Raw genomic sequence first — 19,914 nt, forward strand, 5'->3', positions numbered from 1 at the left:
ATATTATTGCCTTGGAACGCCTGCGAAGCCTGTTGACCACCAACTTCCACTTCACAGGCGTTATTATTTTCTTCCTGTTGCACGGGTATCGTGCCAACCGGGGGCTGGTGCCTGTTGCCGATCTGCTATGGCTGTTGGCCCTGCTACTGGCTGGCGGGTTTGTGGTATTCGGATTGTCGGCCTGGTGGTTCAAAAACACGCGTAAAGCAGGCATCTTTACGTCCTGCCTGCTGACGATCATGTTATTTTTCGGGGCCTTCCAGGACTTCTTTTCCGGATTCCGGTTAACCGCCGGTATTTCGCGCCTCACCTGGTTTTTGCCCGTTTGCCTGTTCGCAATACTGGTTATACTGATCTGGTTGAAGCGGACGAAGCATACGTTGCAAAAACCGCTGCTATACATCAATCTCCTGTTGCTCTGCTATATTGTTTTTGAAGCGGGGGGATTGCTGCTTTCAAAGCCCGGGGCCGCTACGGCTACCAATGGCCGGGCATTGGTCAATACCCGCGAACGCCCTTCTATTTACCTGATCCTGCTCGATGAATATATGGGCTCGGATGGGTTGGCCGGGTATTTTCAATATGATAACCGGTGGTTTGACGACAGCCTGAAAGCGAAGGGCTTTCACGTGGTGGCCCATTCGCAAAGCAATTACCAGCTAACCTTGTTTTCGATGGCTTCCATGCTGAACATGGACTATCCCGCCGATTTTGGCAAAGCGGTGATACAAGACCATTATGCCTATTCGAATGCCATGCGCAGACTGCGCAACAACGAGGTCGCGGCCTTGCTGGCTGCCAGCGGGTACCGGATCGCCAATTTCTCAGGCTTTGACCTGGCGGCTGACCCCGCTTATTACTCTACAGGTCTTTTGCCCGACAAAGGCCGGTTGTTGACGAGCGGCACCTTTTGGTACCGTGTTGCCAAATACCTGCCCACTTTCCTGGTGGAGCGGGGCCTGATGACGAGCTGGGAGCAAAAACTGGAAGATCAATTTGTGCGGAACAATGAAGCGGCGATGAAGGGGACACTCAAAGAGGCATTCCTTACCGATTCCGTACCCGTGTTTACTTACCTGCATCTTATGATGCCGCACCTGCCTTTCGCGTTCGATAGCAGCGGCCACAGAACGATAGGTTTTCATCAACGCGAGGCGATCATTCCTGCAGAGGCCGACGCGGCCTATCTGCAATACCTCGTGTATACCAACCATCGCGTACTGGAGCTTGTGCAGCAATTGAAGCAGGCTACTGCCGGTAAAGCCGTCATACTGCTCATGAGCGATCATGGGTTTCGGGGGGCTATCAGGAAAGATAAAAAATATGGCTTTACCAATGTCAATGCGGTGTATCTGCCCAGCCAACAATACGCAGCCTGGTATGATGGTATGTCGAACGTAAACCAGTTCCGCCTTCTTTTCAACACGCTGTTCCAGGAGAACCTGCCCATCCTGAAGGATTCATTGATTCGATAAACGGAACATACCTCCCGGCACTTACAAATTACTGATCAGTTTTATTATCGATGCAAATGGACGGTTGCAGGATATTGAAGTAGAGAAAGATCCCGGAAATGGATTGGGAAAGCGGGCGTTGGAAATTCTTAAATCTTATAAGGGGAAGTGGTAGCCTGCCACCCAGTGCGGACGTTTTGTAAAAAGGTATAAGAAGGAGCCGGTGACTTTTGTTATTTCTGAATAGCGGGCCGGCCTGCGTACCCACCAAAAGTGTTTAACTCCTGCAGGTTATCGGCAATCTTCTTCAGCCAAATGACCTGTTTGTCCTTGTTGCGGGAGAAATCGGTTTCTTTATCGTATTCGTTTTGGGCGGAGTGGTGTAAAACCATCACGCTATCATAGATCCTGTTTACATCAGTGCTCACGGTTTTCGCATTGAAGCGATATGCTTTTAATGCCTGGTTCAGCTTACGGGCATGCAATTCGGCTATATCGAAATGGCCTTGTTCATGCTGCAGGATGGTAGCGTTGCGTACGCGTACCCAGGATTTGGTTTTATCGAACCGGCAATTGATGGTATACTGAAGTTCTTCGTCATCGTAGCCAAACTCCACGTTGATGGAGCTGCTGGTGAGGGCTGCATTGTTGGAAGCAGCATCGGGGGCGGCTTTAAAGTCTTCCCAGCTAAGCCTCCGGGAAGAATTCCAATCGATCAGATTGGCTTGTCCAATTCCGGTTAGGGTAGCCAGCAGGAAAGTGAAAATAGGTGTGATCATACTTGCAATGCGATACTTCGACAAAGTTTGTAGAAATTCTTCAAATCCACCAAACCCTGTCAGGATTTAACGAAAACTAGGCAAAACTACCGCGTTTTGCCGTAAGGCGCGTAGGGGGATATACATAAAAAAAACTCTATCCCGTTGGTGAGATAGAGTTCTATGGCAGTTAATCGTTTGAGGCCAGGCCAGGGAGCCGGAGCCCGCTGGCTATGAGACATGGTAAGACAGCTGTTAAATGCGAGGCGCTGCTTCCAATATTTCGGGCTGCACGCCGGCAGCGTATTTCTCAAAATTCGTGATGAATTGCTGGGCCAGGTTACGGGCAGCAGCGTCGTAGGCTGCTTTATCGGTCCAGGAGTTCCGGGGGTTCAGCAATTCGGCGGGCACATTGGGACAACTTTGGGGTATGGCCATGCCAAATACGGGGTGGCAGGCATATTCCACTTCCTCCAGTTTGCCTTCGAGCGCTGCGGTGATCATAGCCCGGGTATAATTCAGCTTCATACGGCTACCGGTACCATAACCTCCACCAGACCAACCGGTGTTGATCATCCACACTTTTACATCATGTTTACGCAACTTCTCGCCCAGCATGGCGGCGTATTTGCCGGGGTGCAGGGGCAGGAAGGGCGCGCCGAAACAGGCGCTGAAAGTGGATTTGGGCTCGGTTACCCCCGCTTCGGTACCCGCTACTTTGGCGGTGTAGCCAGAGATAAACTGGTACATGGCCTGGGCGGGGGTGAGGCGGCTCACCGGGGGCAGTACGCCGGTAGCGTCGCAGGTGAGGAAGAATATATTGGCCGGCAGGTTACCCATGGCCGGTTCTTTGGCATTGCTGATAAAATCGAGCGGGTATGATACCCGGGTGTTTTCTGTGATCGACTTGTCGGCGAAGTTGATCTTGCTGGTGCCGGCATAGAATACAGTATTCTCTACCAGGGCGCCGGGCCGTATAGCATGGAAAATCTCAGGCTCTTTCTCTTCACTGAGGTCGATACACTTGGCATAGCAGCCACCTTCGAAATTGAAGATGCCGTTGTTGGTCCAGCCATGTTCATCATCACCGATCAACATACGCTGCGGATCGGCGCTCAGCGTGGTTTTGCCGGTACCGCTGAGGCCAAAGAACAGGGCTGTATCGCCTTTGGAACCCATATTGGCCGAGCAATGCATGCTCAATACGCCTTTATCCTGGGGTAATATATAATTAAGAACAGAGAATATGCCTTTCTTGGTTTCGCCGGTATAACCGGTGCCGGCAATGAGGATGGTGCGGTGCTTGAAGCTGATGACAGCAGCATTGTGCTGGCGGGTACCGCATTCCTCCGGATCCAGGCGCAGGCCAGGTGCCGACAGGATATGCCAGTCGGGACTGAAGTGATCCAATTGTGCCTCTGTAGGGCGCAGGAACATATTGTGGGCAAAAAGGTTAATGGCCGGCTGCTCGTTCACCACACGGATGCTGATGCGGTAACGGGGATCGGCGCAGGCAAATGCGTCGCGTACCCACAGCTCATTGCGGCTGTTGAGGTGGTCGACGATCTTCTTATGAATGATGTGAAAGTATTTCTCGTCCAGAGCAATGTTGAATTCGTTCCAGTGCACGGTGTCGGCTGTGATCTCATCCTTTACGGTGAACTTGTCTTTAGGGCTGCGACCGGTAAATTCGCCGGTGCGGATCACGAGGGCACCGGTGTCATTCAAAATTCCCTCGTTGAGGCGGAGCGTATCCTGCACCAGTTCTTCGGGAGTGAGCTGATAGTGTAGCGTATGGTTCTGTCGGAGACCGATACGGGTTAGTTGATCCAGGGGAATTGCGATGGTTGATACTGACATAACAAGCACTTTAGAGTTAGGCGGTAAAGGTAGAATTAAAAAAAATCTAATGCAAAGCCCCAAAACGCCTAAAAATTGAATAACATTCAATTCAAGGCGCTGATTATTAGCGATTGTACCGCTAACAAATGTTAGTTTTAAATTATGTTCAACAATAAGCTGATTTCGCTGAATGCTTCCTAAAAAGTGGTTTTTTTGGTTAAAAGTTGTCAACAGAAAACTTGTCAGGGCATCCCCTGTGTTTTTATAGGTAAGACTGCAGGCCGGCTGACTTCCTGACGGGCCAAGGGAATGGGAGAAGTCAAAAAAACGCTGTATTTCATTTGATTACCTGTTCATTGGTTATTTTTACCGCATGAAATACCTGCCGCTCGATCCTAACATCTTCGTGCAAAACCGGAAACGATTTACCGGCCGGATGGAAAAGAACAGCATTGCCATCTTCAACAGCAATGATGAATTGCCCACCAATGGTGATGCTTCCTATAAATTCAAGCAAAATGCTGACCTCTATTGGTTATGCGGTATTGACCAGGAGGATACGATGCTCATCCTGTTTCCCGACAATCCCGACCCGCGTTTGCGGGAGGTATTGGTGCTCGTGCGGCCCAACGAACTGAAGGAGAAATGGGATGGCAAGCGGTTGCGGGCCGAAGAAGCGCGCAAGATATCTGGTATTTCGGCCATCATCTGGCTCGATACGCTGGAAGGAGTGTTGCAGCCCTGGATCCATCTCGCCGATACCATCTACCTCAACACAAACGAGAACGACCGCAAGGCAAACCTGGTACCGGTGCGTGATTACCGTTATGCCGAAGCCATGCAACAGCGTTATCCTTTGCACCAATACAGGCGCAGTGCCCGCATCATGAAGGAACTACGGGCGGTGAAGACGCCCCAGGAGGTGGTGGTGATGCAACAGGCCATCGATATAACGCACAACACGTTTTTGCGGGTAATGAAATATGTGAAGCCGGGTGTTATGGAGTATGAGATTGAAGCGGAAATTCTGCATAGCTTTCTGATGCAAAGGGCTACCGGTCCGGCGTACAGCTCCATTGTGGCCAGCGGCGACCGTGCCCGCACCTTGCATTATGTCGAGAACAACCAGGAATGTAAGAACGGTGAACTGATCCTGATGGATTTCGGCGCCGAATACGGCGGCTACTGCGCCGACCTTACCCGTACCATTCCGGTCAATGGAAAGTTCAGCAAGCGTCAAAAGGACGTATATAACGGCTGCCTGCACCTGCATAATTATGCCAAAAGTATTTTGAAGCCGGGCATCACCATAGCTGCCTACACAGATAAAGTGGGTGCGGAAGCGACCAAGGTCTTTGTAAAACTGGGATTGCTGAATAAGCAGGACCTGAAAAATGAAGACAAAGACAACCTCGCTTTCCGGAAGTATCTTTACCACGGTATCTCACACCACCTGGGTATCGATGTGCATGACCTTGGCAGCCGGACTGAGCCGGTTACTGCGGGTATGGTGTTTACCATCGAACCGGGCATTTATATCGAGGAGGAGCAGATCGGCATCCGCATCGAGAACAACGTGTGGCTTACTAAAACCGGTAATAAGGACCTGATGGCTAAAATACCCATCACGGTAGAGGAAATAGAAGCCGCCATGAAGCGTTAATAGTTAAATACCCATATAAATAATCGTATTGGGCAGGGTGTTGGTTGGATCGACCCGCCCCTAACCACCACAGTATAAACTGTACTATGAAGCAAATCCCTAACTTATTTACTTTATTGAATCTGTTCTTTGGCTGCTGCGCCATTGTATTCGTTATGCAAAATGGCATTGCGCATACGTTCGACCAGGATGGTGAGTATTTCGTGACCTTCCCCGAGCGGCTGGCCCTGGCCTCCCTGTTCATCGGGTTGAGTGCCGTGGTGGATTTCCTGGATGGATTTGTGGCCCGCCTGTTCAAAGCAACTTCCGAAATGGGCAAGCAGCTGGATTCGTTGGCCGATGTGGTGAGCTTTGGTGTGGCGCCGGGTATGATCCTGTACCAGTTTCTGCGGTTGAGCTTTTCTCAACAGGAAGACGGGTTGGATGTGAGCATTGGCTGGTTGCTGCCTGCTTTTGTGGTGCCCTGTGCGGCTGCCTTTCGCCTGGCTAAATTCAATATCGACGATAGCCAGCAATATGGCTTCAAAGGGGTACCCACCCCGGCGGCGGGTTTGCTGATCGCTTCCCTTCCGCTCATTTATTTCTATGGTTCCCAGGCTTCTGTTAACAACCTGCTCATCAACAAATGGGTGCTGTACGGTATTGTTTTCGGGGTGAGTTACCTGATGGTGAGCAATATTCCGCTGCTGGCCCTAAAATTCAAGGACTTCTCGCTCAAAGGCAACCTTCCCAAAATAATTTTGCTGGCGGGAGCCGTGCTGGGAGCGGTTTTGCTGAAGTGGCTGGCTGTTCCGGTCGTGTTTATTCTCTATATCATTGTATCTTTGGCGTTCAAAAATAAAACGACATGACGTATAATGTTCAGGTTACTGTAATGCCGCTGAAAGAATTACTGGATCCTCAAGGAAAAGCCGTGATGGGCGGATTACAAAACCTGGGTTTGACTACTGTACAGGATGTACGTATTGGCAAGAATATCACTTTGCAGGTAGAGGCCAATAACCCCGAAGAAGCCAAAAAGATCGCTGAAGAAGCCTCTAAAAAGCTGTTGGCCAACCCTGTTATGGAATACTTTGAAGTATCAGTCAATTAGTGAATGCTATATCTCGTTCCCACTCCCATCGGCAACCTGCAGGATATTACCCTGCGCGCGCTGGACGTGTTGAAAAAGGTTGACCTGATCCTGGCCGAGGATACACGCAATACCATCAAATTATTGAATCACTTCCAGGTGATCAGGCCACTGTCGCCTTTTCACCAGCACAATGAACACCAGGTTTTGCAACACCTGGTGAACCAGTTGATGGAAGGGAAATCGATCGCCCTGGTCTCGGACGCCGGCACACCCGGTATTTCGGACCCGGGTTTTTTGTTGGTGCGTGAATGTATCAAGGTGGGTGTAAAGGTGGAGTGCCTGCCCGGCGCTACTGCTTTTGTGCCTGCGCTCGTGAACAGCGGGCTTCCTTCGAACCGCTTTGTTTTCGAAGGTTTCCTGCCGCAAAAGAAGGGCAGGCAAACGATGTTCAAGAAGCTGGTGGAAGAAGAACGGACAATGATCTTTTATGAATCGCCACACCGGCTGGTTCGAACGTTGGAGGATATGATACAGTATTTTGGCGCCGACCGGCAGTGTTGCGTGAGCCGCGAACTAACCAAGATATATGAGGAAAATGCACGGGGTACTTTACAGGAAGTATGCGAGCATTTCAAGAAAAAAGAGGTGAAAGGCGAGATCGTGATGGTCGTGGCGGGCCGGGAAGAATAAAAAAAAGTGGGGATTTGTACAAGGATTTAAGTTTTCCTTTTCAGTCGTGGGTTTGATATTTGCATAAGAATGGAATTAAACTCAGTAGTTATGAAAAAGATGATCCCCTCCTTATTATTGGTATTGTCGCTGGCATTGACCAATAGTTTGCTGGCACAGGTACGCAGTGTACCTGCCTCCGTTACAGAAGCTTTCAAAGACAAATATCCCAGTGCTTCCAACGTAGAATGGAAGGATAAACTCTCTGGTTTTGTAGCTGTATTTGACCAGCAGGGCAATCACTATGAAGCCCGCTTCAACAATAAAGCCGTGTGGCAGTACACCGAGCAAAAGGTAGAAGAAGGCACTATACCAGATCCTGTAAAGGATGGTTATGCAAAAAGTAAGTGGGCCGATTGGAAACTGGAAGGTTCTACCAGGATCGACCTGCCCGGTGATAAAGTACAGTACCGCCTTTTTGTAGTGAAGAGCGATCTGCAGAAAAAGAACCTGACGTTCAACAGTGAGGGACGTTTGCTGAAAGACAACTCGACCCTATAGGTTGCATGGCATAAATTAAAATTCTCCTAAATAGGAAGCCCGGACAACTGCGCTGATGTGTAGTTTCCGGGCTTCACTGTTTTTCCCTACCTTCCCGCTCCCGAACAGGGAACGTTTTAGAACTAAGAATAAAAACCGAGGAAATCAATGAGAAAACACATGCTCTTCATGGCTGGCCTCCTTGCCGTTACAGCGGCGATGGCGCAGCCCGACCGCTGGCAGCAGCGGGTGAAGTATTCTATGGACATCAACATGGATGCTGCATCGAACCGGTTCTCCGGCAAGCAGAAATTGGAATACACCAATAATTCTCCCGACACCCTGACCAAGGTTTATTATCATTTGTACTGGAATGCGTTTCAGCCCAACAGTATGATGGATGCCCGCAGCCAGGCGCTGGGGCAGATCAAGACGAATGGCCGGCCCGACTGGGATGGCCGGGTGCGCGACCGCATAGCTTATCTGAAACCTGATGAGATCGGTTATCAAAAGATACTTTCGCTCAAGCTGAATGGCGTTGCACAACAATACACTGTGCAGGAAACCATTCTTGAAGTAACGCTCAGCAAACCTATTCTGCCTAAAAGTACCGTGACCTTCGATATGGATTTTGAAGCGCAGGTACCCTTGCAGGTGCGCCGGGCAGGTCGCGATAATCCGCAAACCGGTGTGCGCTTCTCCATGAGCCAGTGGTATCCCAAGCTTTGTGAATACGATTATGAAGGCTGGCACCCCACTCCCTATATTGCCCGTGAGTTTTATGGTATATGGGGTGATTATGAAGTAAAGATCACGATCGATAAAAGCTACCTGATCGGTGGCACCGGTTATTTGCAAAATCCGCAGCAGATCGGTTATGGTTATGAAGCGCCCGGTACAAAAGTAGCGCGCCCCGCCGGCGACAAGCTCACCTGGCATTTTGTAGCCCCCAATGTACATGACTTTATGTGGGCTGCTGATCCTCAGTATGCGCATATCACCCGCACAGTTGCCAATGGTCCGGTGATCCACGTTATCTACAACAAAGATGAGGAACAGCTGAAAAAGACCTTTGAAGGTTTCAATGAAACCAACAAGCGTCGCTACGATAATGATGTTCAAAAGTATATCAAGAGCTGGGACGAGCAGTGGACACGTGTGGCAGATGCAGCAGTAACCGTACTGCCTTTCATCGAAAAGAAGTTTGGTGCCTATCCCTACAAGCAATACACTTTCATTCATGGTGGCGATGGTGGTATGGAGTATCCGATGGGTACGCTGGTGTCGGGGCCGAGCCTTGGTACCGCATTCCACGAGTGGATGCATACCTGGTACCAGATGCTGCTGGGTACCAACGAGTCGCTGTATGCCTGGATGGACGAAGGTTTTACCAGCTATGCGGAAACGCTCGTTACTGAGTACTATCAGGCGGTAACTAAAAACCAGGTCACCCAATCTGAAGTGGGGACCGGTCCGCGTAAGGTGCAGGTGGTAGACTCGCTCACGAAGAGCAATAGCTTTATCGGTAAAGCCAATCCGCACCTTGGTGCCTACCAGGGGTATTTTGCATTGGTAAAGAGCGGGCTGGAAGAGCCTATGACTACCCATGCCGATCATTTTGAAACCAACTTTGCTTACAGCATCGCTGCCTATTCAAAAGGCGAGGTGTTCATGGAGCAACTGGGCTATATTGTTGGCGCCGATGTGCGTGATAAGATACTGCTGGAGTACTACCGCCAGTGGCGTTTCAAACATCCGAATGTCAACGACCTTATGCGTGTTGCCGAAAAGGTGAGTGGCATGAAGCTCGACTGGTATCGGGAATATTTTGTGAATACTACCAAGACCATCGATTATGCGATCGATAGTCTTTGGGAAGAAGGCAGTAAGACCAAGATCCGCATCAAACGTATCGGGAAGATGCCGATGCCGCTCGATATTCTGCTGGCCTATAAAGATGGATCAAAAGAGATCGTAAACATCCCGATGTACCTGATGTTTGGCGCCAAACAGGCGGAGGACCCTTCTATTCCCTTCTCAAGCCGCGAGGCGTGGAAGTGGACACATCCTACTTATGTGTTTGAAGTAAATCACCGTCTTGGTGATCTGAAGCTGATGGAGATCGATCCATCGCAGCGGATGGCCGATGTGGAGCGGAGTAATAACAAGCTGGAGATCCCCTAAGTAATAAGCCAGGCTGCGGCCTTGCATAAAGGAGGCAGTTTGACGCAAACTACCAAGAAGAGGTTGTTCCTGAATGGGAACAACCTCTTTTGTTTGCAGGGTACTGCGTAATGGTGACCCGCATGGAAATGCGGGTCTGTCTTCGATTGCCGTTTATCGACCGTTTGCTTCCCTGAAGAGAAGACATTTGTTTGACAGGTTGTGCGGGGTACACTGCGACCAGGTTCGTTTTGCACAGCTGCCCGAAAATTTGTAGCTTATCTAAAATATCATCCCATGGCCCAGAATAAAACCACTGCAACGACCAAAAGTGTGAAGGGGTTTATTGAAGCTGTTCCCGATGAGCAGAAACGTGCCGATAGTTTTCAACTGGTTGAGATCATTGAAGAGGAAACCGGATTTACCCCTACTATGTGGGGGCCTACGATCATAGGGTTTGGGAGCTATCATTATGTGTACGACAGCGGGCATGAGGGGGATTCGGCGCTGGTGGGCTTTTCGCCAAGAAAGGATGCTTTGGTTCTTTACCTCGATATTGACCCAGAGACACGCGAAGAGCAACTGAAGCAATTGGGTAAGGTGAAGTCGGGCAAATCCTGCGTGTATGTTAAGAGGTTGGCCGATATCGACCTTAAGCTGCTGAGGAAGATGATCAAAACGTCGCTACGCCGAACGATCAGGAAAGATCCCCCACAAAAATAGCCGCACTGTCTCTGATGCTGCTCCTTATGATATCCTGTACGAAACGTTGAATTGCTTTTCTGCAGCCTGTGTTTCCCAGGGCTGCCTATACTGTAATAAGATCATGCCGCTTACGCCTGGTTGCAGCGGTGTCAACTCAAACTTCTCCTGTCCGGCTGAGCCGGCACCTCCATCTCCGGGTGAAAATCCCGTAACTACCTTAAAATGATCGTTGGGCTGTAATATCCAGTTAAAGCCCGTTGTAGGGTTGGCGGATAAGGTGATGATGAGGCGATCGCCTGTTTGCAGCTGCAATTGTTTTCCCTGGTCGGCTTCGGATAAATGTATTGTTTGCATGTGTTGTGCTTTTCTTTAGCAATCGTGGTATCCATCGTGCGGTGACAGACGTGAAGAAGATACTCCACGCCTGTCATGGTTGCACGAGGGTTGTTGGTATGTATTACCGGGTTATAAGCGCTGACTGGTTACCATACATAGATCTCAATGATCTGATCGTTCTCGATCAGTACATTGACAGGAGATTGTTTCTCCAAAGCCTGGGCGCCGAGCATTTCCATGGCAACGACGGCGCTATCGGATCCGCTGTAGATCTTCTTCCAGCCGAGATCAGTAAGGGCGAGCCAGCTATTGCGGGTTTCGGCCTTAGTCCAGATACCGGATACTTTTTTATTGTTGTGCCATACGCCGGCGCCGAAGCCGTCTTCTGCTCTGTTGCCGGCTTCCAGCTCCTTCAATGAATCCATGGGGGTAGATGACAACAGCGTATCGGCCTGGTAGTTGGCGGCCTGGGAGGGCATGGTGCCTGGTTTTACTGATCCTTCGATCACTTCTACCTGAGGTTGTGCGAACGGTTTATTTTCTTTTGACATGATGACATTTTTTTGTGGTTAAAAAGGGAACTGTCTGGTATCAGGCATATACTTCTTTGATCATACCTTTCTCAACATACACGCTTACGTTGCGACCCGATGTTTTGGCACTGGCCAGTGCGTTCAACATGAGGTAGAAGTTGGTGTCGTTGGTATTGGTGATCCTCTTCCATCCTTCTGTACCGAGGTAAGCAAAAGCATTGCGGTCGCTTTTTTCGGCCCACAATCCTCTTACGTTGATGTTGCGCAGCCAGGTGGTGTCTTCTACGCCTTCCACGCCGAGCATGCTGCTGTCGATGCCGCACTCGCCATAGCCGATGCGGAAGAAGCCGCCTTCGCCCCAGTTGGGACCCCAGCTGTTCTTGCAGATCCAGAACTGCTGCGCATCGTTATAACCGATACAGGAAACACAATGACCGCCCCGTACAGTGGCATTGGCTGTTTTGCGATAGATGCCGTTGCTGTAGGCCGAGAAGTCGGAGTATACAGTATAACACGCGATCATGGGGCCTTTGGTCGACAACCATTCTTTGATGGCCGCAATATTGGTAACGTTGGTATAGGCCAATACCTTGGTTACACGGTTCTGCCAATCGGCACAACGTCCGGTGCAGTTCTGATCGCCGGCTGTATAGGGATAGCAGGCTTCATCACAAACGCCGATGTTCTTGTAAGCTTCGAGGGCTTTGTCGGGCCACCAGCCATTGCTGCAGTTGCGCGATTCTGCGCGGGCGTGGCAATAGAACAGGTGTGCTTCAGAATGATCGACCACATAGGCCGGATCATTGCGGAGGATCTTCATCCTCGATTCTACAGCGGCCACGGTACCGAATGCCACGCAGGAACCGCAGCTTCCCTGGTTTTTGATGGAGGTGATAAAGTTCTGACCGCCTTTATTACGCCAGTCGAAGGAGGCGGGTGCGCCGAAGCCGTCGGTGGTGCGGGCGCTGCGGGCCACATGAAAATCGAGGAGGTTGGCCTGCGACATGGCTTCCTGCTCGGCCAGGCTGGGCTCGTTGGGGCCGGGTGTATAACCCAGCATTTTTATCTGCTCATCTTCGGACAGTTCAAACACCGGATTGGTGGCTGCGTTCCAGCTACTGTCATTTTGCAGCAGGTTGCTACGGATCGCATTCAGTTGATCTGATTTGCTCATACTTGTACGTTTTTAGGTTATTGAATAGAACATATCTGCGATCGGGTGGGGCATAGCAAGCCTGAGCTGGTGAATGGCCAGTTTCCCGCGGGGTAGGCGGGCAGTGTTAGGTGGTGGTGAATGCAGGTGAGTAAGCGCTCACCTGCTGGCAGGGAAGAAAAGGAAGGTTAGGAGGGATACTGCAATTGCACGTTGTAACTGCATACAGTTTTAATCACGATCATCAACTTTGCCGTCTTTCGGAGACTTATAGTACAGGGTGTCGGGCGAAGATCCTCCGGTATCGGACGACATCTTTACATAACGCTGCATTCTCGTTGTTTTATAATCGTACTCGGGTGTTAATTCCAACTGGTACAATTTTCTGTCGCGGGGGCATTTTACCGGCAGGTCGACCTTGATTACGCCATCCGACATTTTGCCGGTTACGGTAAGCGTGGTGTCGCGCGAGGAGCCGCCGGTTCCTCCTCCGGATCCTCCGGTGAGCGAAAGGTTGATCTGGACTTTTACATCCTGCCCGGTCTCTTTGCAGGCCGATGCGAAGATCAGCATACATGCTGTCGTTAAAAAGAGTACTACCGGCCCGATTCTGTTGTGCATATGATGGTATTTGGTGAGTTGATAAAATGGTTGTAATGCTACCTGCCAAAGCTATGACAGACCGCATGGCCCCTTCAAATCTGATGTAGGAACAGCCTCAAAATATACACCAATGCCACCTCGGCTGCCTGGTGGCGGAAAGGGCAAAGGTGTATCCTCCTCACTTTAGTACTGCTGCACTCACTGGTGACTGCTTTGCTGGCAGCCCTACGGTGAATTCGGCGCCTTTCCCGTTGCCGGAGACAACGGTCAGTTGTCCCGACAATCGCTCAGTGAATTCGCGGACCAGTTTAAGGCCAAGGCCCGATGAATCGCTCCGGATGCTATTCCATTCAAAAATATTGTTGATATCGGCAGGACTAATACCTGGTCCCGAATCGCTTACATGGAGCAGGATCAAATTGTTTTCACGGGAAGCGGACAATGTAACGGTGCCATGAGGCGGTGTAAATTTGATGGCATTGCTGACAAGGTTGCGTAATATGATCCTTACGAAATTGGGGTCTGTATGGATTTCCAAATAGGGTATTTGATCTTTTAATAACCTGATCTGCTTGTTGGCGGCTGCTGTAGTGTGCAGGTCTATGATCTCGTCAAAGATGTCTTCTACATCCAGGTTTTCCATCACTGGTTCAAATTGTTCCATTTGAGACTTGGACCAAATGAGCAGGTCTTCCATCGTCTCGAGCAGATTCTCTGCCGACTGGCTTATTTTTTGGTCAAACGCTTCCTGTTCTTTAGGATCCTGCTGTCCTTTGCGTATTTTTTTTAGTTGCAGGAAATGGAACAGGCTGCTGACGGGACTGCGCAGGTCATGGCTGATGATGCCCAGTATTTTTGTTTTGGAGCTGTTGGCTTCCGTGAGTTGTTTATTGAGCAGGTTGAGTTGTTGGTTGGCTTTTTTACGGGTAAGATAACTTCTGTACATCAACACCGCCAGCAAGAGGATCAGTGCACTGGTGAGGAGGAATAGATACTTGGCGCGCCGTTGCGCTACCAGCTCAATGTTGGCGATCTTGTAGTCGCGTTCCAGCAATTGTATGCGGGTTTGCTTCTTTTCGGTTTCGTACCGCGCGCTCATTTCTGCGTAAGCTTTCCTGCTTTCTTCCTGGTAAACGGTGTCTTTCAGTTTGCTGGACAGGCCAAGGTAATCATAGGCTTTCCGGTAATCTCCTGTTTTGCTGTACAGTTTGGCATAGTCATCGTACACGCTTCTTAATAATTCGTTGGTATTGATGGAGCGGGCCAGTTCATGACTTTGGTTATAATAGCCCAGTGCCTGCCGGTAATCGCCGGCTTCGAACCAGGCGTCGCCCATATTGTCGAGTATCAGGGCAATGCCATATTTCTTCCCCAGCTCCTGCATTAGGGCCAATCCGGATCGATAATAGGATTGAGCCTGGCTGTATTGCTTTTCATTGGCCGCGATGATGCCCAGGTTATTGTAGACGTAGGCTTTGATCTCTTTGTTGACTGCGCGCCCATATTGGTTGATGACCTGTCCAAAGTATTGTTTGGCGATGGCATTGCTGTCCTGATCCATGTATACAAGACCGATGTCGTTGAGCACATTGCCAATGCGGATGGAGTCGCGCTGGCCTTTTTGTATAGCGAGGGCCTGCTGCAGGTAATCTGCTGCTTTGTCGTAGTGCTTAAGCACGCGGTACACGTTGCCGATATTCTTAAGGGTGCCACCTGTTTTGACGGGATTGTCGATGTTGCGGTAAATGGTAAGTGCATCAAAGTAATATCGGAGGGCGGTATCGAGGCTGCCTTGTTCATCGTACACAATGCCCATGCCAATGAGTGAATTGCCCATGTGCAGGGAATCCCTGTCGGCTGCTGCTCTGGTATAGCACTCCCGAAATGCGGTCAATGCATTCGGATAGTCGCCTTTGGTGCGGTATTCATTGGCCTGGCGATAGAGCACCGTATCCCACTGAAGCGATTGTGCCATGACCGGGCAGGGGCAGAGCAGTTCAATCAACAGGCTGTATAGTATATAGAGCGCCGTGTTCTTCATCATGGGTTGGCTTTCCTGATTTGGTGTTAACCGGTTTCCTGTATCCGTTTCCTGACTTCCTGGCGATAGGTTTTTCCGAGTGGGAGCCGTTGCTGATTGATCAGGATATCGTTCTTGTCCATTCCTTCAATCTTATCGATGGCAACTGCGTAACTCCTGTGGATGCGCATAAACCGGGTAGGGGGCAGGAAGTCGAGAAAGTTCTTCAGGTTATTCAGTGTTATGTACTTCCTTTTGGCGGTAATGACCTTGGTGTAATTGGTAAGGGCTTCGAGGTAAACGATGTCGTTGAGGTTGACCTTGCTGATAGTGGTGCCTTCTTTGATCATCAGGTAATCCTGTTCGATGGAGAGGCTGTATTGTATGGCTTTGGACCTTATCTCGAGCAGTTCGAGCACTCTTTGCACGGCCCTGTCGAGCCGGTCTTCCTTAATGGGCTTCAGTATATAATCCACGGCCTGTACATCGAATGCTTCTGCGGCGTATTCGGGATGCGCGGTGACGAAGATGCAATTAAGTCCGGGATGTTGTGTTGATTTCATGAAGTCGATGCCGTTGATGACGGGCATATCGATATCGACGAATAGCAAATCGGTCTCCACCCGTTGCAAGTGATCCAGGCTTTCAACGGGATTGGAGAAGCTGCCGGTGATCTTCAGAAAGGGATACTTTGCAAGGTAAGCTTCCAGCAGGCTCTTATCTATTTCATTGTCATCTATGACCACACAGTTCAGAATTTTCATAACAGGCTTTATAGCAGGATATGGGTTGTGTATGAAATACGTATCACGCGATCTATATAAGGCAGGATATCATAAAGTTAAGCAATAATTGACATAACCCCGCGGGTTGTCCGGTGCATGTTAGGCTTCCGCGCTTCCCTTCGTACATTTTTTTCGATCACCCGTACACTAAATTTCAGTCTGCCTGGCCGGCGCTTATAGATTTGGATAAGTGAGTGGCGGCTGTGTTGAATGTGTTTGCCCGGCAAACCCAAGACGCGGTCTGGCCAGATCCGGTCCAGGAGTTTTGCTGAAAATCCTTTAACAGAGTAAGCCCCCGGTTGCTGAAAAGGGGTTCCCAGAGTAAGCGTTTTAACATTAATTATTATGGATAAGAGAACGAACCAGCCGGTACGCGTGAGGCTTTCGAAAGATGCCGGTGTTACCAATCCTGAAAAGTTGAATGTGTATGTGGTGGACAGTAGTGGTAAAGTGATCGAAGAAGCGCCTTTTAAAGGGTATGATGTCGCATTGAAGACTCCTAAGCAGGTATTGCATGCCGGAGGTAAGTTGTATATCGGCGCTGCCTTTTCGAAAGAAGCGGGCATCAGGCAACTTACTGAACGTCATTTGCTGAAGAGTAAGGCATTTGAAGTAGGACTTCAGTTTAACCGGGAAAATATCGTTGAGTTGATCAAGGTGCCCAGGGGCATCGATATCGATTTCTTCCCTTTCCGGTTTTGTCATATTACGGGCCACCTCAATAAGTTCTTCAATATCGATGGGCAAAACAAGAAGCACGCGGTTTGCCATGCCCGGGTGAGCATTTACGAGGTAGACAGGTTTCATTTCGTGTTGCCCAATATTCCGGATTATGTGGTGGTGGATATCCGGGATTGGTTCAGGAAAACATTGCGTGAAAAGGTGCAGTTGGAAATCCAGCCACCGATACCGCCGAGACCCATCGTTCGTGCGGCTACGCCGGTGATCAAAGACAACCTGCCGCTGCGTTTGCTGAAGGCTAATCAGAAGCTATCGAATGAGTTGAAGTTAAAAGCGTTGCCTGCCCTTCCGGATGAGGTACAGGCAAGTCTGCTATCGGACTCATTGCAGGTTGTACAAAGTGCGATCGCGGCTAACTACAGGATCCTGTATCCTTATTTCTGCCTGTACCCGCTGTATCACCACTGGTTCTATTCGAAGCAACTGATCAATACGGTTGAATCTGATTGCAATGGCAAGTTCGATACCTGGTATCTTATTCTCGACAATGATCAGCCGGATGTGTATATCAAAGTGGAAGTATTGCATGAAGGCAATTGGGTAACAGTATATGACCCGGGCCTGCCTTGCGGTACCCGCTGGGATTATGCCTGTGGTACCGATATCAATATCACCCTGACCGACCCCCGCGTAGCGCCCTGCTCCTGCACACCGCTGGAAGGAGACATCGTGTATGTAAGAAGAGTGGGCAATGGCACTTCGATCCGTAAGATCGCACTGCATGAAGCATCGGCGCAAACACCGAGCCCATTCAGCGATGTGCGTGGCCTAACCAATAATACAGGTGTGGAGGGGAACAATTATGTGAGTCCGTTTACGCAGGCCTTCGATTTCTATGTGAAGTTTGGCGACGGTTTCCCCAATGCCACTACAACACACTACCGCTGGAAGTACCGTCGTATTACCAACCAGGATCTGGGCGATCTGCCGTTGGGTGACTTTGACTTTCAACAGGGGCCTTTGTCGAAGGCTTATACTTATCCCGGCGATTTCATGGGTACCGAGGTTTTCTATACCGGTTTGTTCACGATGGATCAAACAGTGGGATCGGGTAAGATCTACAAGATACCCAATGCCGATGCAGTGGTTGCTACCGGTGTGGCCGGTGCAAGATGGGAGACCGACGATACAGCTTCTATCCGTGTAAATGCTTCGGGACTGCCGGGTGGTTTGTATGAGTTCGTAATGGAGCTTACCGATAGTGCAGGTAATACGCAAGCGGTGAGTGAGTCGGTTTTCCAGGTTGATTCTCTGATGGCATCGCCGCCCAATCCGCAATCCATTCCGGCTTTGTCGGTTGATCCGGAATACCTGGTGCGCAACCTGGTGGGCAATGTGATCGGCTTCCGGTTCCTGTTGCGTATTGATAATGATGCCACCAGTTGTGAGATCTTCGATGCGATCGTTCGCAGTGATACCGGATCTGGTACTACAACTGATACTATATGTGGTTTTGCGACCTACAATCATTTGTCGCCGGGGCAGGTGTTGTTCCGTTTCGATGCGCATCAGCCACGTAACTATGCGAAGTATGATTTCAATGTAACCAAGGGTAATGGTACGCCGGGTGCGGCAGCGAATGTTAGTGGCCAGGTGCCGGAGCCTTCACACATCATCATCGTGAATGGTGTGCCGGCGAACTATCAGTTATCGCGTACGGTGGCGAACCTGTTGGGTTCGTGTACGCAGGCTGCTTTTGCCGAGAACCTGTATGTGACTGCTTATCATACGAACGGCAGCGAGCGGGTTCATCCCTACGATTCGGGTGATACGGCAGCGTTTGCCATCGAGCCCGATGCTTAAAGAGGGTGCTACAGTGCGACTATAGGAATGCAAATGCAAAAGCCGTCCCTTGGGTATCCTTGAGGACGGCTTTTATTTGAAATGCGATAAGGTGGTTGGTTAATGTCTGTTACTGAAAGCACTTGTTGTAACAGGAAGAAGTTTCTGATATGGTTTAATGGTCAATGTTTGCTGGACTGGTGCGATCAGGAGCAAAGGTAGACGTGATGGAGTGGCGGGGCAATACCACTTTGTGGTAGTTTTTGCTAACCCATTCCGGTTAGTGGCTTGGGCTGAAGGGGTGTTACCATTGTTGTGCGGGGAAGGCCGGGGAGGGTATACAAATGCAAAGCGGCCCTGGTAATCATGGCTATAATTGATGATGACCAAAGCCGCTTGCTGGTTATTGATTAACGTCCAAAGAATTTATTGATCGCTTCAACGCGGTTATTAACGTGAAGCTTCTCGTATATATGGTATACGTGTTTACGCACTGTTTCCTGGCTGATAAAGAGGCTGGCTGCTATTTCTTTGTATAACATGCCTTTAGCGAGCAGCTCGAGGATCTCTTTTTCCCGGTTGGAAAGGACGCTCAGGGTAGAGGTTTCGGCTGCGACCTTATCGGCCGGTTTATTGTGTTGGAATGCGGTCACTACTTTGCGGGCTATCTGGCTGCTCATGGGAGCGCCACCTTCCTGTAGTTCGCGAATGGCTTCCAGCAGTTTATGGGGGGCTGTTTTCTTGAGGATGTACCCGCTGGCGCCGGCTGTCAATGCTTCGAATATCTTTTCATCATCTTCATACACTGTACACATCATGAAAAGTATTTCGGGGTAGTCAGCTTTCAGGTGCCGCACACAATCAATACCACTTTCTCCTTCACCCAGATTAATATCCATCAACACAATTTCGGGCTTCAGCAAGGGGATTTGTTGCAAGGCTTCTTCCGCAGAACCAAAACTTCCCAATAACTGGTATCCGTCTGACATTAGAACGATCTGTTCCAATGCTGACCGGATATCTTTATTGTCGTCAACTATGCAAATACTAATATCCATGGCACAAAGTTCAGGGTTTTGATGAATCGGGGAA

At 49.8% G+C, this 19,914-nt stretch carries 18 protein-coding genes; 9 read left to right on the plus strand and 9 right to left on the minus strand.

Annotation, left to right across the window (positions count from 1 at the left end; translation table 11 throughout):
• Nucleotides 1-11: 11 nt before the first annotated feature.
• A complete protein-coding gene (locus tag P2H89_RS03940; protein ID WP_275825218.1) occupies nt 12-1,475 on the plus strand; it encodes a sulfatase-like hydrolase/transferase in 1,464 nt (487 codons plus the stop codon).
• Between the two features lie 212 nt (nt 1,476-1,687).
• Here P2H89_RS03940 and P2H89_RS03945 read toward each other — a convergent pair whose 3' ends face one another.
• Both P2H89_RS03945 and pckA read right to left on the minus strand, forming a co-directional pair.
• Nucleotides 1,688-2,233: a DUF922 domain-containing protein gene (locus tag P2H89_RS03945; protein WP_275825220.1), complete on the minus strand. Its 546-nt coding sequence runs from the start codon at nt 2,231-2,233 to the stop codon at nt 1,688-1,690.
• A gap of 234 nt (nt 2,234-2,467) precedes the next feature.
• On the minus strand, nt 2,468-4,072 hold the full coding sequence (pckA, locus tag P2H89_RS03950) for a phosphoenolpyruvate carboxykinase (ATP) (protein ID WP_275825222.1): 1,605 nt from the start codon (nt 4,070-4,072) through the stop codon (nt 2,468-2,470).
• Nucleotides 4,073-4,427: 355 nt separating this feature from the next.
• Between pckA and P2H89_RS03955 the strand changes: the two genes are divergently transcribed.
• The 7 genes from P2H89_RS03955 (at nt 4,428) to P2H89_RS03985 (ending at nt 10,887) form a co-directional block, all read left to right on the plus strand.
• Nucleotides 4,428-5,717, plus strand: coding sequence for an aminopeptidase P family protein (locus tag P2H89_RS03955; RefSeq protein ID WP_275825223.1), 1,290 nt, complete (start codon nt 4,428-4,430; stop codon nt 5,715-5,717).
• A gap of 86 nt (nt 5,718-5,803) precedes the next feature.
• Complete coding sequence (gene pssA, locus P2H89_RS03960) at nt 5,804-6,568, plus strand: CDP-diacylglycerol--serine O-phosphatidyltransferase (RefSeq protein WP_275825224.1); 765 nt, start codon at nt 5,804-5,806, stop codon at nt 6,566-6,568.
• Nucleotides 6,565-6,810 (plus strand): phosphoribosylformylglycinamidine synthase subunit PurS, encoded by a 246-nt coding sequence (gene purS, locus P2H89_RS03965; RefSeq protein WP_275825225.1) that lies wholly within the window; start codon nt 6,565-6,567, stop codon nt 6,808-6,810. Before pssA ends, purS begins: the two co-directional genes overlap by 4 nt.
• Nucleotides 6,811-6,813: 3 nt before the next feature.
• Nucleotides 6,814-7,482 (plus strand): 16S rRNA (cytidine(1402)-2'-O)-methyltransferase, encoded by a 669-nt coding sequence (rsmI, locus tag P2H89_RS03970; RefSeq protein ID WP_275825226.1) that lies wholly within the window; start codon nt 6,814-6,816, stop codon nt 7,480-7,482.
• Nucleotides 7,483-7,572: 90 nt separating this feature from the next.
• A complete protein-coding gene (locus tag P2H89_RS03975) occupies nt 7,573-8,022 on the plus strand; it encodes a PepSY-like domain-containing protein (RefSeq protein WP_275825227.1) in 450 nt (149 codons plus the stop codon).
• A gap of 147 nt (nt 8,023-8,169) precedes the next feature.
• Nucleotides 8,170-10,185 (plus strand): M1 family metallopeptidase, encoded by a 2,016-nt coding sequence (locus tag P2H89_RS03980; RefSeq protein WP_275825228.1) that lies wholly within the window; start codon nt 8,170-8,172, stop codon nt 10,183-10,185.
• A 276-nt stretch (nt 10,186-10,461) separates the two neighbouring features.
• The gene (locus P2H89_RS03985) at nt 10,462-10,887 is read left to right on the plus strand and encodes a DUF1801 domain-containing protein (RefSeq protein ID WP_275825229.1); all 426 of its coding nucleotides are present in this window, start codon (nt 10,462-10,464) and stop codon (nt 10,885-10,887) included.
• Nucleotides 10,888-10,911: 24 nt separating this feature from the next.
• On the opposite strand, the gene P2H89_RS03990 is transcribed toward P2H89_RS03985, so the two are convergent.
• The 6 genes from P2H89_RS03990 to P2H89_RS04015 form a co-directional block, all read right to left on the minus strand.
• Nucleotides 10,912-11,223 (minus strand): protease inhibitor I42 family protein, encoded by a 312-nt coding sequence (locus tag P2H89_RS03990; RefSeq protein WP_275825230.1) that lies wholly within the window; start codon nt 11,221-11,223, stop codon nt 10,912-10,914.
• A 128-nt stretch (nt 11,224-11,351) separates the two neighbouring features.
• On the minus strand, nt 11,352-11,756 hold the full coding sequence (locus P2H89_RS03995; RefSeq protein ID WP_275825231.1) for a hypothetical protein: 405 nt from the start codon (nt 11,754-11,756) through the stop codon (nt 11,352-11,354).
• Between the two features lie 40 nt (nt 11,757-11,796).
• Nucleotides 11,797-12,912, minus strand: coding sequence for a C1 family peptidase (locus P2H89_RS04000; RefSeq protein ID WP_275825232.1), 1,116 nt, complete (start codon nt 12,910-12,912; stop codon nt 11,797-11,799).
• A gap of 210 nt (nt 12,913-13,122) precedes the next feature.
• Nucleotides 13,123-13,512, minus strand: coding sequence for a hypothetical protein (locus tag P2H89_RS04005; RefSeq protein ID WP_275825233.1), 390 nt, complete (start codon nt 13,510-13,512; stop codon nt 13,123-13,125).
• Nucleotides 13,513-13,672: 160 nt separating this feature from the next.
• Nucleotides 13,673-15,538: a tetratricopeptide repeat-containing sensor histidine kinase gene (locus P2H89_RS04010; protein WP_275825234.1), complete on the minus strand. Its 1,866-nt coding sequence runs from the start codon at nt 15,536-15,538 to the stop codon at nt 13,673-13,675.
• A 23-nt stretch (nt 15,539-15,561) separates the two neighbouring features.
• Nucleotides 15,562-16,278 (minus strand): LytTR family DNA-binding domain-containing protein, encoded by a 717-nt coding sequence (locus P2H89_RS04015; RefSeq protein ID WP_275825235.1) that lies wholly within the window; start codon nt 16,276-16,278, stop codon nt 15,562-15,564.
• A 366-nt stretch (nt 16,279-16,644) separates the two neighbouring features.
• Here P2H89_RS04015 and P2H89_RS04020 point away from each other — a divergent pair, with 366 nt between their 5' ends.
• Nucleotides 16,645-18,843 carry a hypothetical protein gene (locus P2H89_RS04020; protein ID WP_275825236.1) on the plus strand — a complete coding sequence of 733 codons (2,199 nt, stop codon included), beginning with the start codon at nt 16,645-16,647 and terminating at the stop codon, nt 18,841-18,843.
• Between the two features lie 389 nt (nt 18,844-19,232).
• On the opposite strand, the gene P2H89_RS04025 is transcribed toward P2H89_RS04020, so the two are convergent.
• Nucleotides 19,233-19,880 (minus strand): response regulator transcription factor, encoded by a 648-nt coding sequence (locus P2H89_RS04025; protein WP_275825237.1) that lies wholly within the window; start codon nt 19,878-19,880, stop codon nt 19,233-19,235.
• Nucleotides 19,881-19,914 lie beyond the last annotated feature (34 nt).

Origin of the sequence: Paraflavitalea sp. CAU 1676 (assembly GCF_029223285.1) — a bacterium.
In the GTDB taxonomy this organism is placed as follows: domain Bacteria; phylum Bacteroidota; class Bacteroidia; order Chitinophagales; family Chitinophagaceae; genus Paraflavitalea.

What these genes read in the sequence shown, in the direction of transcription:
- P2H89_RS03945 (WP_275825220.1), bottom strand. Translation starts at nt 2,233, where the DNA reads ATGATCACACCTATTTTCACTTTCCTGCTGGCTACCCTAACCGGAATT.
- pckA (WP_275825222.1), bottom strand. Translation starts at nt 4,072, where the DNA reads ATGTCAGTATCAACCATCGCAATTCCCCTGGATCAACTAACCCGTATC.
- P2H89_RS03955 (WP_275825223.1), top strand. Translation starts at nt 4,428, where the DNA reads ATGAAATACCTGCCGCTCGATCCTAACATCTTCGTGCAAAACCGGAAA.
- pssA (WP_275825224.1), top strand. Translation starts at nt 5,804, where the DNA reads ATGAAGCAAATCCCTAACTTATTTACTTTATTGAATCTGTTCTTTGGC.
- purS (WP_275825225.1), top strand. Translation starts at nt 6,565, where the DNA reads ATGACGTATAATGTTCAGGTTACTGTAATGCCGCTGAAAGAATTACTG.
- rsmI (WP_275825226.1), top strand. Translation starts at nt 6,814, where the DNA reads ATGCTATATCTCGTTCCCACTCCCATCGGCAACCTGCAGGATATTACC.
- P2H89_RS03975 (WP_275825227.1), top strand. Translation starts at nt 7,573, where the DNA reads ATGAAAAAGATGATCCCCTCCTTATTATTGGTATTGTCGCTGGCATTG.
- P2H89_RS03980 (WP_275825228.1), top strand. Translation starts at nt 8,170, where the DNA reads ATGAGAAAACACATGCTCTTCATGGCTGGCCTCCTTGCCGTTACAGCG.
- P2H89_RS03985 (WP_275825229.1), top strand. Translation starts at nt 10,462, where the DNA reads ATGGCCCAGAATAAAACCACTGCAACGACCAAAAGTGTGAAGGGGTTT.
- P2H89_RS03990 (WP_275825230.1), bottom strand. Translation starts at nt 11,223, where the DNA reads ATGCAAACAATACATTTATCCGAAGCCGACCAGGGAAAACAATTGCAG.
- P2H89_RS03995 (WP_275825231.1), bottom strand. Translation starts at nt 11,756, where the DNA reads ATGTCAAAAGAAAATAAACCGTTCGCACAACCTCAGGTAGAAGTGATC.
- P2H89_RS04000 (WP_275825232.1), bottom strand. Translation starts at nt 12,912, where the DNA reads ATGAGCAAATCAGATCAACTGAATGCGATCCGTAGCAACCTGCTGCAA.
- P2H89_RS04005 (WP_275825233.1), bottom strand. Translation starts at nt 13,512, where the DNA reads ATGCACAACAGAATCGGGCCGGTAGTACTCTTTTTAACGACAGCATGT.
- P2H89_RS04010 (WP_275825234.1), bottom strand. Translation starts at nt 15,538, where the DNA reads ATGATGAAGAACACGGCGCTCTATATACTATACAGCCTGTTGATTGAA.
- P2H89_RS04015 (WP_275825235.1), bottom strand. Translation starts at nt 16,278, where the DNA reads ATGAAAATTCTGAACTGTGTGGTCATAGATGACAATGAAATAGATAAG.
- P2H89_RS04020 (WP_275825236.1), top strand. Translation starts at nt 16,645, where the DNA reads ATGGATAAGAGAACGAACCAGCCGGTACGCGTGAGGCTTTCGAAAGAT.
- P2H89_RS04025 (WP_275825237.1), bottom strand. Translation starts at nt 19,880, where the DNA reads ATGGATATTAGTATTTGCATAGTTGACGACAATAAAGATATCCGGTCA.